Raw genomic sequence first — 15,415 nt, forward strand, 5'->3', positions numbered from 1 at the left:
ATACCAGGCAAGGAGTGTGAGCAAGAGTGCCTATCCTAAACGTCAAACATCTAACTAAAATTTACGAAGGCCAAGTGGCACATCAGGCTCTGCATAATATTCACTTCTCTGCCGAACGGGGTGAATTTGTTGGCATCATGGGCCCTTCCGGCAGCGGAAAAACAACGCTCCTCAACCTGATCGCAACCATAGACCAGCCGACAGCCGGTGAAGTGAACATCAACGGGCGCAATCCGCATCTCCTGGGCCGGAAGGAAGCTGCGCTCTTCCGTCGACGCGAGCTAGGATTTGTGTTTCAGCACTTCAATCTGCTAGACACACTGACGGTGGAGGAGAACATCGTTCTCCCTCTTACGCTGGAAGGAGAATCCTTGCGCGAAATGGACAGAAAACTGAGTGAGATTGCAGACAAACTCGGAATCCGGTCCATTTTGAACAAACGTACGTATGAGATTTCTGGCGGACAAATGCAGCGGACGGCTATCGCAAGAGCACTTATACAGCAGCCTTCTCTTATTCTTGCTGATGAGCCGACCGGAAATCTGGATTCCAAGGCATCTAAGGATGTCATGCAGGCTTTGTCGGGGATGAGCAAAGAGGCCTCAGCTACCGTGCTGATGGTGACGCACGATCCGGTAGCAGCCAGTTACTGTGACCGTGTCCTGTTCATAAAAGACGGCCAACTTTATAATGAGATATACTGCGGCGACAACCGCCAGGCTTTTTTCCAGAAGATTATCGATATGCTTGCTCTGCTCGGAGGAGGAAACCATGACCTTTCGGCAATTCGTTTTTAGGAATGTTGTCCGGAACAAGCGCACCTACGCCGCTTACTTTCTGAGCAGCTCCTTTTCGGTCATGATTTTTTTTGTTTGTGCGTTGTTCATCTTTAACCCGGAGATCAGGGATGAGACATTTTATCCTGTCGTTATGCAGGCTATGGTAGGGGCCGAGCTGATCATGTATATCTTCTCGTTTTTCTTCGTGCTATACTCGGTGAGCTCTTTTCTCAAAACACGAAAACGAGAATTCGGCGTACTGTTCATGCATGGGATGACACAAGGCCAATTTAATAAGATGGTCTTTCTCGAAAATATGATTATCGGCATCGGCTCCATACTGACCGGAATGACGTCCGGGATCATCACCGGCAAGCTGTTTCTGATGGCCGGGGCTGCATTTCTCGACGTCCCTTCCTTGCCATTTCATCTGTCGCTGCAAGCGATTGGATTGACCGTGGGCGGTTACATGCTTCTGTTTATCCTAATCTCGCTCTTTACATCCCTGCTGCTTCGTCCGGTTACATTAATCGAATTGTTCCGGTCTGGACAAAAGCCAAAGACCGAAGCTAAGGTGTCACCGCTTCTGTCGCTGCTGGCCGCAGCACTCTTGGTGACCAGCTACACGCTGGCAGCAACGACAACAGCAGCTTCACTTATTTACCGCATGTTTCCCGTGACCCTGATGACTATTGTTGGCACCTACTTACTTTATTCACAGCTCAGCATTTTCCTGATACGGTTACTGAAACGCAGCAGGCTGTTCACCTGGAACCGAACCCGGTTAATTTCACTTTCGAGTCTAAATTATCGATTAAAAGATAATGCGCAAATGTTGTTTATGGTAACGACAGTACTTGCTGTTTCATTCTGTTCTGTAGGCGTGTTTGCTTCCATACCCGTACTGACCAAGCAATTCAACGAAGATTTTCCCGCAGCCGTGGGTTATATGGCCAAAGAAGGTGATCCCTCGGAGTTTGAACATCTTCAGGAAATTCGGCAGGAACTAACCGAACGATCCATTTCATTTGAATCCATATCCTTGCCGGTTAAATATGTTGGGGTTGTGTCTTCGACCATTAAAAATCCTCCGGATCTGCTTCCGCTGCTGTCATTTTCCGATTACCGGAAGGCAGCTACGATGGCCGGATTTCCTTTTGACGAAGAACCTTTAATGGGGAACGATGCTCTGGTGCTCGTCAATTCGCAAAATAACCGGACTCATATCCGGGAGCGTGCCCAGGCATCTTACACACTCCGTGGTTCTGAAGCCGAAGTTACGGAAATTGGCTATACCCAGCATGTTGCGGTCCCGGAATATTTGCTACCAGAGCTATACGAGGATTCTTTATTAGGCGGGCTTGTTGTTAGTGACTCTCGCTTCGCACAAATCTCGTCACCAGAGAGAACGGATCGATATACAGGCTTTTATGTTCAAGATTTCCGGCAAACCGAAGGCATCGCATCCCACTTGACGACCAGAGGAGACGTTCGTTATGAGATGAATGAGTCGTATGCACTCACGGTCAGCGGAACGCTGTTTGCCCTGATGAGCAGCCAGTTCAGTATGATGCTGTTCGCAGCCCTGCTCGTGGGAACCGTGTTCTTCATCGCTGCCGGCAGCTTTTTATATTTCCGGTTGTATGCCGATCTGGACTATGACTTCCGTTTCTACGCTACGGTGTCAAGAATCGGGCTTACGGACCGTGAATTCAGCCGAATCATCACAGGACAGCTGGCCCTTCTGTTTTTCGTACCGATTGGCACAGCGATCCTTCATAGTATTTTTGCGTTCATTGCGCTTCAGAGCTATTTCTTCCTCTCTATTGCCGCAGAGATGGGCGTGGTGCTTATCGGTTTTTTGATTGCGCAGGTTTTGTATTTCCTGTTCATCCGAAGCCAGTACCTGCGAAAGCTCAAGAAAGCACTTATATAACAACAATTTTGGTACAATCATGTTAGTGAATTGAAAGAGGTGTACGTATTGCAAAACTGGATTACACATTTTATGGAGCAGTTCGGTTACTTTGGAATTTTTCTGATGATCGCACTGGAAAATGTATTTCCGCCGATTCCATCGGAAGTTATTTTAACCTTTGGCGGATTCATGACAACCTATACGGATCTCACGATTCCCGGTGTTATTTTAGCAGCCACTTTGGGCTCGGTCATCGGAGCTGTTATACTGTATGGTATCGGTTTGCTGCTCGATGTGGAAAGACTGGAGAAGATTATAGACCGTTGGGGCCACATTCTCCGGGTCAAAAAAGAGGACATTCGCAGAGCAGATGCCTGGTTTGACAAATATGGCTACTGGACTGTACTCTTCTGCCGTATGGTTCCCCTGATCCGAAGCCTGATCTCCATTCCTGCGGGCATGTCCAACATGAAATTTGGAATGTTCCTGCTGTTTACAACGCTCGGAACGCTGATCTGGAACATAATACTCGTATCCATAGGCGCTGCGCTCGGAGAATCATGGGAAGACATACTGGCCTTCATGGATGTATACTCAAACATAGCCTATGCCGTTATAGCAGTGGCAGCGATTGTATTCGTTGTGCTCTTCATCCGCAAGCGGAAAAAATCTGCTCAATAAGAACCTGTACTATTATTCAAAGCAAGGGAGAGATTCGCATTTATGGATTTTATTTTGTTTATTAAAGCCATTATTCTCGGTATGGTGGAGGGCTTGACCGAATTCGCTCCTGTATCCTCTACAGGCCATATGATCATTGTTGACGATATGTGGCTGCAATCGGAAGAGTTTCTGACCAAATATGTAGCCAATACATTCAAGGTTGTCATTCAACTGGGCTCTATTCTCGCCGTGCTTGTCGTATTCAAAGACCGTTTCCTCGATCTTCTGAACATTAAGCGCAAAAAACCGGAACTGGGTGCCCCTGTCGGAACCGGACGTTTGAAGCTGACCCAGGTTATTGTTGGATTGATTCCTGCTGGTGTACTGGGTGTATTGTTTGAAGACGTCATCGATGAACACTTATTCTCTATAGAAACGGTATTGATCGGCCTAGTAATCGGCGCTATTTTCATGATTATCGCAGACAAATTCAGCAGCAAAAAAGCACCTACTACCGTTACGGTTGACCAGATCACCTACAAGCAGGCGTTCAGTGTCGGTCTGATTCAGTGTTTGTCTCTCTGGCCTGGATTCTCCCGCTCGGGATCTACGATCTCAGGTGGTGTTATGCTAGGTATGAATCACCGCACTGCTGCGGACTTCACCTTTATTATGGCCGTGCCGATCATGTTCGGTGCAAGCTTCCTGTCCTTGTTGAAAAACTTGGAGTACTTCACGATGAGCGCGCTGCCGTTCTTTATCGCGGGCTTCATCAGCGCATTCGTGTTCGCGCTGATCTCAATCCGCTTCTTCCTGAAGCTGATCAACAAGATCAAACTTGTACCGTTTGCGATTTATCGTATCGTTCTGGCGGCTGTCATTTATTTTGTTTGGATTTTCTAATCGGTGAACACGTTAAAAAGGGCGTTCCCCAAGGTCAATTGTGGCCTGAGGGAGCGTCCTTTTGTTTGTGTATTTGTGCTACTTCTGCTGTTTCTGTTCTGTGACGCTTCTTGTACGAAACATACCTTTTTTGTAGCTGTTTCTGCTGTTGTTTTCTTTTTCCGTTGGGAAACGCTCCACGTACGAAACATTCCTACGATCGCTGTTGTCCCCGAATTTCTTTTAATTATATTTCTACAAGGTAGAAATTCGGTGACAAAGGCGACCTCTGTCGCTTCTTCGGAATTGTTTCGTTCGTTCCGCTGCAGTTCAGCTAACCCACCATAATCTGAAATACATTTTAGGCTTTACTCAAAACATAGTGCTTGACAATTGTAGCATCCCATATGATTGAAGACACATCAGCACTTGAATGAACCTCCTTACGTATGGAATGTGACTATTCAAATAATCCCACAGGATTCAGTGCGTGTTGTATAAAGTACAACAATATTTCAAGATATAGCAGCGAAGGACGGATTGTTGCACACAATACAATAATAGGGATAGGAAATCATTTATTTACCTCTTTTCAGGGGGATTGTTGTATATTCTACAACAGTACCTATAAAGCCCCCTAATCAACTTGGACACTTTCAGAATAAATAATATACAATTAATTTATCTGGAGGCAGTCACTATGAGAGTACAACATAGTAAGTTCGACGAGCTGCGGATACAGGTCGTCGAAGAAGCACTTGAACGGGGGAATGTAGCACTAACAGCACGAAAACATGGCCTCTCCCCTTACTCATTATATAAATGGGTTAAACAATATCGAGATGAGGTGGAGATGACGATGAGTAGAAAGAAGAACATGGACAGACTTGAAGTTCAACCTCAAACTACAGGTGATTGGAAAGAAAAGTATGAACAAGCCACCAAGTTAATTGGGGAAAAAGAACTGGAGATAGCCATCCTCCGAGACCTTGTAAAAAAAACTCATCCACACATCCAATGGAAGTGGCCCGGCAATGGATCCTAAAAGGTTATCCGGTAAGCAAGATCCTGAAGCTGTGTAATGTGCCTCGGTCTACTTACTATTATCAACGTAAGACCACTACCAATTCAAAACAATCAAATAAATCTGGGCGCCCAAAGCCAGGTTATTCCGTCACGTTTAACGGCAAAAAAGTAAGTGATGGACGAATTAAACAGATAATCTTAAAACTTCTTGAAGGTGAAGAATCTGCTTACGGATATCGAAAAATCACTCTTGTGTTACGTAGACGGCACGCTATTAAGATCAACAAGAAAAAGGTATACCGACTTTGTAAAGAACTCGATATTCTAGGCAAACCTAAAGAGCAGAAAGCGGCCTATCCACGCCGTCTAGCTAACAATATGGAAGTAACCGGTCCGAACCAGTTGTGGCAGATGGACGTTAAATACGGCTATATTGCTGGCCTACAGCGTTACTTCTATACGGCAAGTATTATCGATGTATACGACCGCAACGTAGTGGGGCAGTATCGCGGCAAGGAGTGCCTTACAAAAAGTCTTGTTGATACGCTTTATAAAGCATTAATCAAACGAAATATCTTCTCTCAAGAGAAAGAGTTAGTAATCCGAACGGATAATGGCCCTCAGTTTAAGAGTCACAAATTTGGAAAGTTCTTCGAGACACACAAAGAATTTATTATTCATGAACGTACACCGAATCGCAGCCCAAACAAGAACGCGTTCATTGAGTCGTTTCACAGCATCTTAGAACGGGAGTGTTTTAAGCGCCATATTTTTACGGACTTTCAAGAAGCATTTATGGTGCTGGACCGATTCATGGACTTCTACAATAATCGAAGAATCCATATGAGCTTGTATGGGTACTCGCCTGTCGAATTCGCTGAAAAACTTAAGAAAAATGAAGTGAACGCGTTTAAAATCGCGGTATAGTGCGTTCACTACAAGTTCCTTTACAAAGTGTCCAATATTCGGGGGCCTGACCGAGTACCAGTAGGTTCAGGCATTCTGCTTCTCCAGTGTTGTATAACATACAACATTACTTATCCCATCATGATACTAACACCCATCAGCTCAGCGGCCATCTATTAGGTATACAGCATTCCTTGCTAATCGCCCCTCCCTGTGAACTTGTCATAACTTCCGTCTTCACGCTTCACAATTACAACTGTGCCATCTTCTTTCGAAGAATAAATCTCTGCACCGACTTCTACGATGTTGGATGAAAAATTCTCGCGAGGATATTCTGCTGCAACTACTTTATGTTGTACCTCACCTATTTTTTCGCTCATTGTAAATTCATTAATATCTAAATCGCCTTCCCACAGATACTCCTTATCATCAACGATCAGAATACCGGCGTAACAAGCTTCCGAACTCGAATTACGGCAGCCCGTCAGTACAATGATTCCAACCATTACCGTTAGAGCAAGCAGAACAAATCTTCTAATCATTATGCTCCCCCTGTCATCTACAAAGACGGAACTATGACGATGAAAGTTGCCTCGATTATCCAATTTATTCAAAAAACAAGTGTCGTGCACCTCTAACAAAATAAAGAGGAACACCGGAAGCAACTGCTTCACGGATGTTCCTCTTAAATGCGTACATTGCTATAAAGGCGCTGGGCCAGTCACTTATCCTTGCGGCTTCAGTTGAACCGGTTGGCCTATACGGGCGGACTCGTAAGCGGCAAGCCCTACACGGGCGGACAGATAACCGTCCTCGCCCGAAACGCTAACTGGCTTACCTTGGACAATGCTGTCCACAAAGCTGTTGATCAGCTCGGTATCCATATCGTCACCCCAGTAACTCCAGTTGGCTTTCTGAGCTGCATCACTGTACAAATCGTTCTTCTGGGAAAACGCATCGATGGAGAGCGTCCCCTTGGTTCCGATGATCTCTAATGTCACATCGCCCCAAGTCGGGAAACTGCTAGAGCGGGACCAGCTTGGATCCAGCACGGCAAACACACCGTTCGCAAACTTCACATGCACCATGCCTGCGTCATCAATGTCCGTGTCATGAAATAACGTTTCTGCGTGGGCATATACTTCCTCCACTACGCTGCCTGTAAACCAGTGCATCAAGTCCATGACATGGACGGTATGATCAAAAACCGCACCGCCGCCTGAATGCTCCTTCTCAAGGAACCAGCCGCCGGGCATCGTACCGCGGTTCGTACCTTTCATGGCTAGAATATCACCGATTTTGCCTTCGTCAATTGCCTGCTTCGCCTGGCGGACCGCTGTCAGGAAACGGCACGGGAATGCTGTCATCAGCTGAACGCCCTGTTCCCTGCATACCCGGATCATACTTATCATTTCCTCTTCGGACAAGCCAAGCGGCTTCTCGCAGAGCACATGCTTACCTGCTTCGGCTGCTTTGAAAGTGAGCTCCGCATGTCGGGCGTTTTCCGAACAGATTACAACTGCATCGATGTCCTGCGCAAGCAGCTCGTTATAGTCTGCATAGTAAGGAATTCCTCGATCGGTTGTGAACGGAGCTACTCGTTCAGCATCCTCATCAGCGATTCCAATCACTTCCACATCACTTCTCTGAAGCATAGCGTTCAGATAGCTGACAGCATGCATATGGGCAAAGCTGATAAATCCTACTTTCATCTTGTTCATGACGTAATCCCTCCCATGCGGACGGGTTGTCCTGTCTGAGCCGAATGTTCGCATGCAAGAGCAATTTCAACAGCCCGACAAGCGTCAGCTGCGCTGACAATCGGCTCGCTGCCCTCGCGAATGCATTCGATAAAATGTTTCACTTCATCATAATAAGGATCATGTAGCGTCGGGCTCGACGGCACTTGAACTGCTACCTTCTGATCGTCGCCGCCAGTGGCGACCTTCAAATCAAGCGACTGTACCTGGTTGCTGTCAAAACGGATGATCCCCTCTTTGCCGGATATTTCAAACTGGGTAGTGAACGGCCCGGCGTATCCCCAGAATCCGGTCAAATTGGCAATAGCTCCGCTGGAAAACTTCAGTGTCACCTGGGCATATTCCATGGACAGGGACGGCTTCGTAACCGAAGCATATACGGATTCCACGTCTCCGAACAACCAGCAGGCAAAGTCGATGTCATGAATCATCAGATCCATAATGACTCCGCCGCTCTTGGAGCGATCACGGTACCAAAAACTAACTCCTATCGGATAGGAACCGTGACGTTTGAAATATGCCATTTTAGCCTCGCCAATTTTTCCGGATCGTACCTGATCGAACGCATTCCGGTAGTTCGGGAAGAAGCGGACAACATGGCCGATAAACAGCCGAACGCCATGCTTACTGCATGCGGCTTTCATCTCTTTGGCGTCTTCAAGAGTCAAGGCCGCAGGCTTTTCACAAATAATATGAAGTCCCCGCTCGGCAAGCTTTAACACAAGCGACTTGTGCAGATATGTCGGCAAACATACGACTACTGTATCCGGCTTTACCTGCTCAAGCATCAACTCCCAATCCTTATATGGCACTGCACCGCAGGCTTCTGCAGCTTGATCTGCACGCTTCTGAATCAAGTCTGCAACGCCAGATACTTTAACACCGGGCATCTTCCCCAGGTTATGGGCATGGGTCATGCCCATCGTTCCACAGCCGATAATGGCTATGTTCATGGAAATCCCTCCATTCTACTTCTTGTTAGGTTGTTTGATCCGTCATAGCCCACTTGACCGCACCGATGATGCCAGCGCGGTTGCCAAGCTCTGCCTTGGCAAGACGTACAGGCAATACGCACAGCTCTTGGAGCTTCTCATTCAGCGCCTTGCTCCATTTTTGGTAACCGTCGGACACCCCCCCGCCCAAAATAATAACTTCCGGATCATAGGCCTGCTGCACAGAAATCAAGCCTCTGGCGAGATCGGATAAATATTCATTCATTGCATCTGTCGCTTCTTTATTACCTTCCTCGTAAGCCTGTACCAGATACCGGCTGCTCCATTCCGGATTCACAGACTTCGCAATCCGGCTCAGCGCAGTACCGGAACACTGTGTTTCCCAACAGCCGTATTGGCCGCAGGTGCAGGCTACTCCGTCTTTATCCACGATTAGATGGCCGATCTCCGCGAATCCGCCTCGAATGCCCGGCAGTACGCTTCCTTCATAAAAGAAAGCGCCACCAATTCCTGTCCCAAGAGCGACAAGCATAAAGGAGTGAACCCCTTCTCCCGATCCAAGCCATGCTTCACCCCAGGCAGCCGCATTCACGTCGTTCTCAACCGAGACGGGGTAAGGGAACTGCTTCTCGATCTCTTTCTTGATTTCCGTACCGGTCCAACCCGGCATATTGTCTGTTGCATAGACGATGCTACCCGTGGAACGATCCACCCGGCCGGCAGTGCCGATGCCAATGCCACAAATCTCTGATTCTCCGGCTTGCTGTTCAAGAGATCGAATCAAGCCTACGGCTGCCTCCATAATCCGGTCTCTGCCTTCCAGCGCAGGGGTCGTGACAGCGAGCGGTTCCGTCATGTTGCCGTCTGTATCGACCAGCGCTCCTTTGATCTCCGTTCCACCAATATCCAGTCCAATCCAGCGTTTCATAGGTTCAGATACCCTCACTTTTCAATAAGTTACACCCCAAGTACATCAGATCTGCTGGTCATAATAATTCTAATAATACTATATTAGTACCGGTAAAGAGCCTCACTCTCTCCTGTTCTAACTATTCGATTTCACACCGTGAATCCCCTTCCTTTTTGACGTTATTTTATGATCGATAAAATACATGCTGTATATCGTATGTGTTGTTACTTATTTCAATGATTAGCTGTCGATATAGTAAGTTTTGATTACATTAAAGCTTCTTTTTTATTCCCAAAAGTTCCATATTTCGCTATTGTATATAGGTAACCCTTTTGCACTTCAGTCATAAGGAAATCTAAGAAGATCAGGTGATAACGTGAATGTGTTGGCTATTAAGGATGTAGAGAGATATACAGAAAATATGGTGGTGTTTCCGGCATTCAGCCTGGAAATCGTACAGCATGAGATTGTAGCACTATACTCCAGCATGAATGTCAGAAGCACCCTTCTACATATGCTCATTGGAAAAATCCCCCTATCTCGCGGTGAGCTGTCCATCAAGCAGGCAACTTTGTCTGGGAACCGGACGGAATACCTTTCACAGCTCGGCATATCCTTTCTCGATGACGGGCTCTATGAACGCCTAACTGTAAGGGATCACCTTATTTTTGCACATAAACTAAGCCTCTCCCCGTGGCCTATAGATGAAGTATTAAAAATTGTTCAGCTTGAGATGAAAAGTAATGTGCGTGTCTCCAAGTTAACTCTCTCCGAAAAGAGAAGGGTTCATTTTGCACGCCTGTTAATGATGGACCCAGCATTGTTCGTATTCGAAGAGCCTGTCCAAAATGTCGATAATGAAACGAAGCTTGTATTTACCCGGTTTGTTAACACGCTCTCCGAGAGAGGCAAAAGTGTGCTCATTCTTACCGGCAACATGGAGACTGCCCTTAGCGTAACCAACAAGATCTTCCGGTTGGACGAGAAAGGGCTGCATCGTTATGAAATTATAGATGAAACGGAACAGGAGGATTCCCCCTCCCCTCATCCTCAGGATAAGCATTCAGCTAAAACGGAAAATCCGGCTGAGACAACCGAGCTGCCTCTCGACATGGATTCTCCAGAAGAGCAAAACATCCCAGATCAAGAAGAAATATCAGAAGTATTCGTGCAACCTGTTCGGCTCGAAAAAATACCTACCAAGATGAACGATAAAATGATTCTGTTCGATCCGCCGGAAATTGATTATATCGAGAGCAGTGACGGACAATCGAATATTTATGTTAAGGGCGATGCCTATCCTTGTGTGTTCAAAATCAATGAATTGGAGGAACGGCTTCAGCCATTCGGCTTCTTCCGTTGCCACCGCTCGTACATCGTCAATCTGCAAAAAGTCAGGGAAGTGATCACATACACTCGTAACAGCTTCAGCTTGGTATTGGATGATCAAGCCAAATCTTCGGTTCCATTATCCAAATCCAAAATGGCGGAACTCAAGGAGATGCTCGGCTTAAAAGCGTGATCCATTCAACTGTCTCTATGCTCCATTCGTCTGTAAAACCGCGCTATTACAGCATTTTCAACGCTCCATTCATGCCTTGTTCTGCGCCACTCACCCCCTGAGATGCTCCTTTCAATGGGATTATAATGCGGGCATTTTCGGAAGGACGTAACATGAGGATATCGAAAAACGAATGAGCAAACGGAGGTACACGGCAGTGGAGAACATTATCGAAGTTACATCATTAGGAAAAACTTTTTCCGATCATCGAGCTTTAAAAGACGTTTCCTTTCAAGTACGTAAAGGTGAAGTGTTCGGATTTCTCGGACCGAGCGGTTCCGGTAAAACAACTACTATTAAAATCCTGACCGCGCAATTAAACCAGACCATAGGAGACGCTTTTGTATTCGGAGTGCCTGCACATCGTCTTAAGGAAGCAACATACCGCAAAAAAATCGGTGTTATTACCGACAACAGCGCTTTGTACGACCGGTTAACCGTTTATGATAACCTGAAATTTTACTGTGATCTGTATAAAGTTCCATATACCCGGATTCCTGAGGTATTAGAAATGGTGAATTTGGCTTCCGAACAGAAGAAAATTGTGTCCAAACTGTCCAAGGGAATGCTGCAGCGTGTTACTCTGGCGCGTGCCTTTCTTCATGAGCCGGAGCTATTGTTCCTCGATGAGCCGACCTCGGCGCTGGATCCAGCCAATACGAAACATATATATGAAGGACTCTTAAAGCTCAAAGAAAACGGAACGACTATCTTTTTGACCACACATGATATGAATGAAGCGGAGACGCTGTGTGACCGAATCGCCTTTTTGCATAACGGAGCGATTCAGCAGCTGGATACTCCGAAAAATCTGCGGAAAAAGTTCGGAGACGACACGATAACCGTGGAACTGACCGATGGAAGCAAAGTGACGGTGAAACGGGGGCCTGAAGGAGCAGAGAAGCTCTTCCATTATATGAATGAGGATCGTGTATCTTCGATTTATTCAAATGAGCCTACACTTGGAGACATATTTGTAGAAATTACGGGGAGGGAATTGGCATGACTTTTTCATTAAAGAGATCACTTGCTATTTTACAAAAGGATTATAAGGACGTTTCAAAAAATATGTATGTAAGCTTCTCGTTGATCATGCCACTGGCGATGGCAGCATATTACGGCCGGACGGGTGTAAATACAATCAACGTCGTGTACATGGTGATTAACCTCGCTCTCACTCTCGTGGCAACCTATTTACAGAGCGCCCTGATCGCTGAGGAAAAAGAAAAGAATACGCTGCGTGGACTGATGCTCTCACCTGCAAGCCCGCTTGAAATTATTGGCGGCAAAAGCCTGCTTAGTTTGATTACAACGATCATCGCTCTAATCGGTAGCGGATTACTATTAGAATACCAACCCGGAAACATGATTGCTGTAGGACTGGCTCTCTTTTTATCCTGTATTTTCTACATTGGTATCGGCACGCTGCTCGGTCTGGCTACCAAATCTGTTATGGAAGCATCTATTGCCGTTCTGCCTATTGTATTCTTCTTCAGCTTTACGTCCTATCTCACTCCTTTAATGGAAGATTATCCGATACTGGAAATCATGCCGAACCTACAGCTGGTTGATCTCGCGAACAAGGCTCAGGCTGGAACCAGCTTCATGGACGTCTTGTTTAATATAGCAATCATCTTGCTGTGGGCCGTCGTTATTAACGCGCTTGCTTATGTCATGTACAAAAAGCGTATGGTAGATGAATAAAAGGTAGTTATGTATGCAAAAACAGCAGGCCGGAAAAATTCCGGACCTGCTGTTTTCTCTCGAATACATGATCTATACTTTAAACTTGGACAGCTCTTTGCGAAGTTCTCCGACTACAGCTTCCAGCTCCTGTACCGAAGAAGAGATTTCCTCAATTGAACCAATCTGCTCTTCGGCAGCTGCGGCCGCATTGCTTGCGTCTTTGGAGGTCAGACTTGCAATGGATTTCATCTCTTCCACCGAAGCGCTCACCTGCTCCGAACCTGCCGACATTTCCTCGGAAGCGGCAGACACTTCCAAAATATGCTCGGCAACATTACGGGAGGCATGGAGAATGTTAGCGAACTTCTCACGTACCTCTTCGATCAGCGTAATACCTTCTTGAACATCTTTACGGCTGTCTTCCATCACTTGAACAGCGTTTAACGTATCCTCACGGATTTCGGTAATGATTTGTGCGATCTTATCTGTAGATTCTTCGGATTGTCCCGCCAGCTTCTTCACCTCTTCAGCTACGACAGCAAAGCCGCGACCATGCTCCCCTGCTCTAGCTGCTTCTATCGATGCATTCAGAGACAACAGACGAATCCGGGAAGTAATTTCGGTAATGAAGCCCAAAATCTTCTCAATCTCATGGGAACGTTCACTCAGTTGTTCAATAGCTGTTCCTACCTTGGTCGTTCCTTCACCAATGTTGCCGATCTGAATAACAGTCTGTTCAACCACGGCCGCACCTGTCTCAGCATGGCCTGCTGCTTCCTGTGCAGCTTCGGAAACCATGGAGGAAGTTTCAGCAATCTTCACAATGCCGCTGGCCATATCGCTCATCGACAATGCAATTTCTTCCGAGCCGGAGGCATGGGTCGTCGCTCCATCTGCAATTTGGCGAATGGAAGAACCGATAACGTTCACACTCTTTTTCGCAGAATCAATACCGCTAGAAACAGATTCAGTCACATTTATAACCTGGTTCGACGAATTATTTACGCCCTCGATCAGATGTTTCAAGTGGGATACCGTTTGATTAAAATCGCCCGAAAGCACAGCCACTTCATCTTTTCCTCGAACCTGAATCGTCTTTGTCAAATCCCCTTGGGCCACATCCTTCACAGCTGAGTTCAGCATCTGAATTGGACGAACCAGACGTACAGTGAACAGGTAAGCAACAGCAAAAGCAACAATCAATGAGATAACCGAAATGATCACAAGCGTATTCATCAGTTTGGCAATCGGAGCATGCAGTTCTTTGGTTGGTGCCGCAACAAACACCCCCCAATTATCAGTTGTTGGTGCAAAAGCAGCCGAGTAAGTTGTATTGTTCTGGTGCTTAGTATAATTAAATACACCCGATTTCCCCTGAATTACTTGTTCATAGGCCAAGGTGACCGGCTTAACATTTTGTTCCTGGACGGTCTTTTGCAGAATTAGCTCCTTCTCGGGATGCCATATAAATTGACCTGACAGGCTTACCAGAAACGCATATCCCGTCTTACCAAATTTTTGGTTAGACACACTCTTCTGAACCGTATCAATCGGCAACGTCGCTCCTATGTAACCATACTGCTTGCCGTCTTTCATCAGCGGAACAAGCAGACTAATGACGGTATTACCGGTACGGCTTGAATCTGTAGGTTCAGAGACTACAACCTTCCCCTCGCCCTTACTAATCTCCTGATGATGAGCACGACCAGACAAGTCTGTTGTTTTCCCAGTGAAGTTGATGACGTTTTTGGCGGTTAAGTCATGTGAAAAAAGGAATGTTTCAAATTCCTTATTGGATTCCTGTGCCTTCTGAACCAGTTTTAAATCCTCTTCCTTATTCCCAGTAAACAATTTTCCGACAGCCTCAATCTTGGCAATTTTAGTGTCAATAAATTCATTGATTTCCATTGCCAAATTTTCCGCGTTCAATCTTGCCTCTTCATCAATGCTTTTTTCCAACAGGCCAGAAGCGCTGTTATAGCTTACAATCGAGACGGATGCCAGACTGAGTAGCAGAAGCAGGCAAATCATACTAATCATTTTTTGCTTAAGACTTTTAAGCATTACAGTAAATCCTCCCCCAATAAAGTTCCGGGGCCCTATCCGATCATCTGTCCACTATTTTTTGCGCAATGTTCTTTTTGTAAGAGGACAAAAATCTCCATCAAAATTAATATATTTTCAGCAAAATGTTCGGGATGAATTAGGCGGTAAGACTCCACATATGTTCTTATCGGCATCAACTTTTCACTTTTTAAGTGAAAACATGAAAATTGCATAAAAAAGTTATTTTCATAGATAGCATTCATCTATCTATAAATCCAGACTAAAAACCTAAGAAAATTCCCTTGTCGTGTACAAAAAGCACATG

General features: G+C 45.9%; 14 protein-coding genes. 9 read left to right on the forward strand and 5 right to left on the reverse strand.

Annotated features, from left to right (window positions below; translation table 11 throughout):
• Positions 1-26: 26 nt before the first annotated feature.
• From B9N86_RS25445 to B9N86_RS25470, 6 genes are all read left to right on the forward strand, one after another.
• Entirely contained in the window at positions 27-797 is a 771-nt protein-coding gene (locus tag B9N86_RS25445; protein WP_208915871.1) for an ABC transporter ATP-binding protein, read from the forward strand.
• Positions 772-2,715, forward strand: a complete 1,944-nt coding sequence (locus tag B9N86_RS25450) for an FtsX-like permease family protein (RefSeq protein ID WP_208915872.1) — start codon at positions 772-774, stop codon at positions 2,713-2,715. The genes B9N86_RS25445 and B9N86_RS25450 overlap by 26 nt, the downstream gene beginning before the upstream one ends.
• A 48-nt stretch (positions 2,716-2,763) precedes the next feature.
• Positions 2,764-3,378, forward strand: coding sequence for a DedA family protein (locus B9N86_RS25455; RefSeq protein ID WP_208915873.1), 615 nt, complete (start codon positions 2,764-2,766; stop codon positions 3,376-3,378).
• 42 nt (positions 3,379-3,420) lie between these two features.
• Positions 3,421-4,263, forward strand: coding sequence for an undecaprenyl-diphosphate phosphatase (locus tag B9N86_RS25460; RefSeq protein WP_208915874.1), 843 nt, complete (start codon positions 3,421-3,423; stop codon positions 4,261-4,263).
• A 679-nt stretch (positions 4,264-4,942) separates the two neighbouring features.
• Complete coding sequence (locus B9N86_RS25465; protein WP_208915517.1) at positions 4,943-5,287, forward strand: transposase; 345 nt, start codon at positions 4,943-4,945, stop codon at positions 5,285-5,287.
• The gene (locus B9N86_RS25470) at positions 5,266-6,195 is read left to right on the forward strand and encodes an IS3 family transposase (protein WP_208915516.1); all 930 of its coding nucleotides are present in this window, start codon (positions 5,266-5,268) and stop codon (positions 6,193-6,195) included. The genes B9N86_RS25465 and B9N86_RS25470 overlap by 22 nt, the downstream gene beginning before the upstream one ends.
• A 176-nt stretch (positions 6,196-6,371) precedes the next feature.
• On the opposite strand, the gene B9N86_RS25475 is transcribed toward B9N86_RS25470, so the two are convergent.
• From B9N86_RS25475 to B9N86_RS25490, 4 genes are all read right to left on the reverse strand, one after another.
• Positions 6,372-6,716, reverse strand: a complete 345-nt coding sequence (locus B9N86_RS25475; protein WP_208915875.1) for a hypothetical protein — start codon at positions 6,714-6,716, stop codon at positions 6,372-6,374.
• A gap of 183 nt (positions 6,717-6,899) precedes the next feature.
• Positions 6,900-7,895 (reverse strand): Gfo/Idh/MocA family protein, encoded by a 996-nt coding sequence (locus B9N86_RS25480; protein ID WP_208915876.1) that lies wholly within the window; start codon positions 7,893-7,895, stop codon positions 6,900-6,902.
• Positions 7,892-8,887, reverse strand: coding sequence for a Gfo/Idh/MocA family protein (locus B9N86_RS25485; protein WP_208915877.1), 996 nt, complete (start codon positions 8,885-8,887; stop codon positions 7,892-7,894). Before B9N86_RS25485 ends, B9N86_RS25480 begins: the two co-directional genes overlap by 4 nt.
• A gap of 25 nt (positions 8,888-8,912) precedes the next feature.
• Positions 8,913-9,815: an ROK family protein gene (locus B9N86_RS25490; RefSeq protein WP_208915878.1), complete on the reverse strand. Its 903-nt coding sequence runs from the start codon at positions 9,813-9,815 to the stop codon at positions 8,913-8,915.
• A 364-nt stretch (positions 9,816-10,179) separates the two neighbouring features.
• Here B9N86_RS25490 and B9N86_RS25495 point away from each other — a divergent pair, with 364 nt between their 5' ends.
• The 3 genes from B9N86_RS25495 to B9N86_RS25505 all read left to right on the forward strand — a co-directional run bounded on the left by B9N86_RS25495 (position 10,180) and on the right by B9N86_RS25505 (position 13,062).
• Entirely contained in the window at positions 10,180-11,319 is a 1,140-nt protein-coding gene (locus B9N86_RS25495; protein ID WP_244562847.1) for a LytTR family transcriptional regulator DNA-binding domain-containing protein, read from the forward strand.
• 196 nt (positions 11,320-11,515) lie between these two features.
• Positions 11,516-12,364 (forward strand): ABC transporter ATP-binding protein, encoded by an 849-nt coding sequence (locus tag B9N86_RS25500; protein WP_208915880.1) that lies wholly within the window; start codon positions 11,516-11,518, stop codon positions 12,362-12,364.
• Positions 12,361-13,062, forward strand: coding sequence for an ABC transporter permease (locus B9N86_RS25505; protein WP_208915881.1), 702 nt, complete (start codon positions 12,361-12,363; stop codon positions 13,060-13,062). The genes B9N86_RS25500 and B9N86_RS25505 overlap by 4 nt, the downstream gene beginning before the upstream one ends.
• 72 nt (positions 13,063-13,134) lie before the next feature.
• Here B9N86_RS25505 and B9N86_RS25510 read toward each other — a convergent pair whose 3' ends face one another.
• A complete protein-coding gene (locus B9N86_RS25510) occupies positions 13,135-15,108 on the reverse strand; it encodes a methyl-accepting chemotaxis protein (RefSeq protein ID WP_208915882.1) in 1,974 nt (657 codons plus the stop codon).
• Positions 15,109-15,415 lie beyond the last annotated feature (307 nt).

Origin of the sequence: Paenibacillus uliginis N3/975 (genome assembly GCF_900177425.1) — a bacterium.
GTDB lineage: Bacteria > Bacillota > Bacilli > Paenibacillales > Paenibacillaceae > Paenibacillus_AQ > Paenibacillus_AQ uliginis.

Excerpts from the sequence above, each read along its gene's own strand:
- B9N86_RS25475 (WP_208915875.1), bottom strand. The coding sequence starts at position 6,716 with ATGATTAGAAGATTTGTTCTGCTTGCTCTAACGGTAATGGTTGGAATC.
- B9N86_RS25490 (WP_208915878.1), bottom strand. The coding sequence starts at position 9,815 with ATGAAACGCTGGATTGGACTGGATATTGGTGGAACGGAGATCAAAGGA.
- B9N86_RS25485 (WP_208915877.1), bottom strand. The coding sequence starts at position 8,887 with ATGAACATAGCCATTATCGGCTGTGGAACGATGGGCATGACCCATGCC.
- B9N86_RS25510 (WP_208915882.1), bottom strand. The coding sequence starts at position 15,108 with ATGCTTAAAAGTCTTAAGCAAAAAATGATTAGTATGATTTGCCTGCTT.
- B9N86_RS25460 (WP_208915874.1), top strand. The coding sequence starts at position 3,421 with ATGGATTTTATTTTGTTTATTAAAGCCATTATTCTCGGTATGGTGGAG.
- B9N86_RS25450 (WP_208915872.1), top strand. The coding sequence starts at position 772 with ATGACCTTTCGGCAATTCGTTTTTAGGAATGTTGTCCGGAACAAGCGC.
- B9N86_RS25465 (WP_208915517.1), top strand. The coding sequence starts at position 4,943 with ATGAGAGTACAACATAGTAAGTTCGACGAGCTGCGGATACAGGTCGTC.
- B9N86_RS25505 (WP_208915881.1), top strand. The coding sequence starts at position 12,361 with ATGACTTTTTCATTAAAGAGATCACTTGCTATTTTACAAAAGGATTAT.
- B9N86_RS25480 (WP_208915876.1), bottom strand. The coding sequence starts at position 7,895 with ATGAACAAGATGAAAGTAGGATTTATCAGCTTTGCCCATATGCATGCT.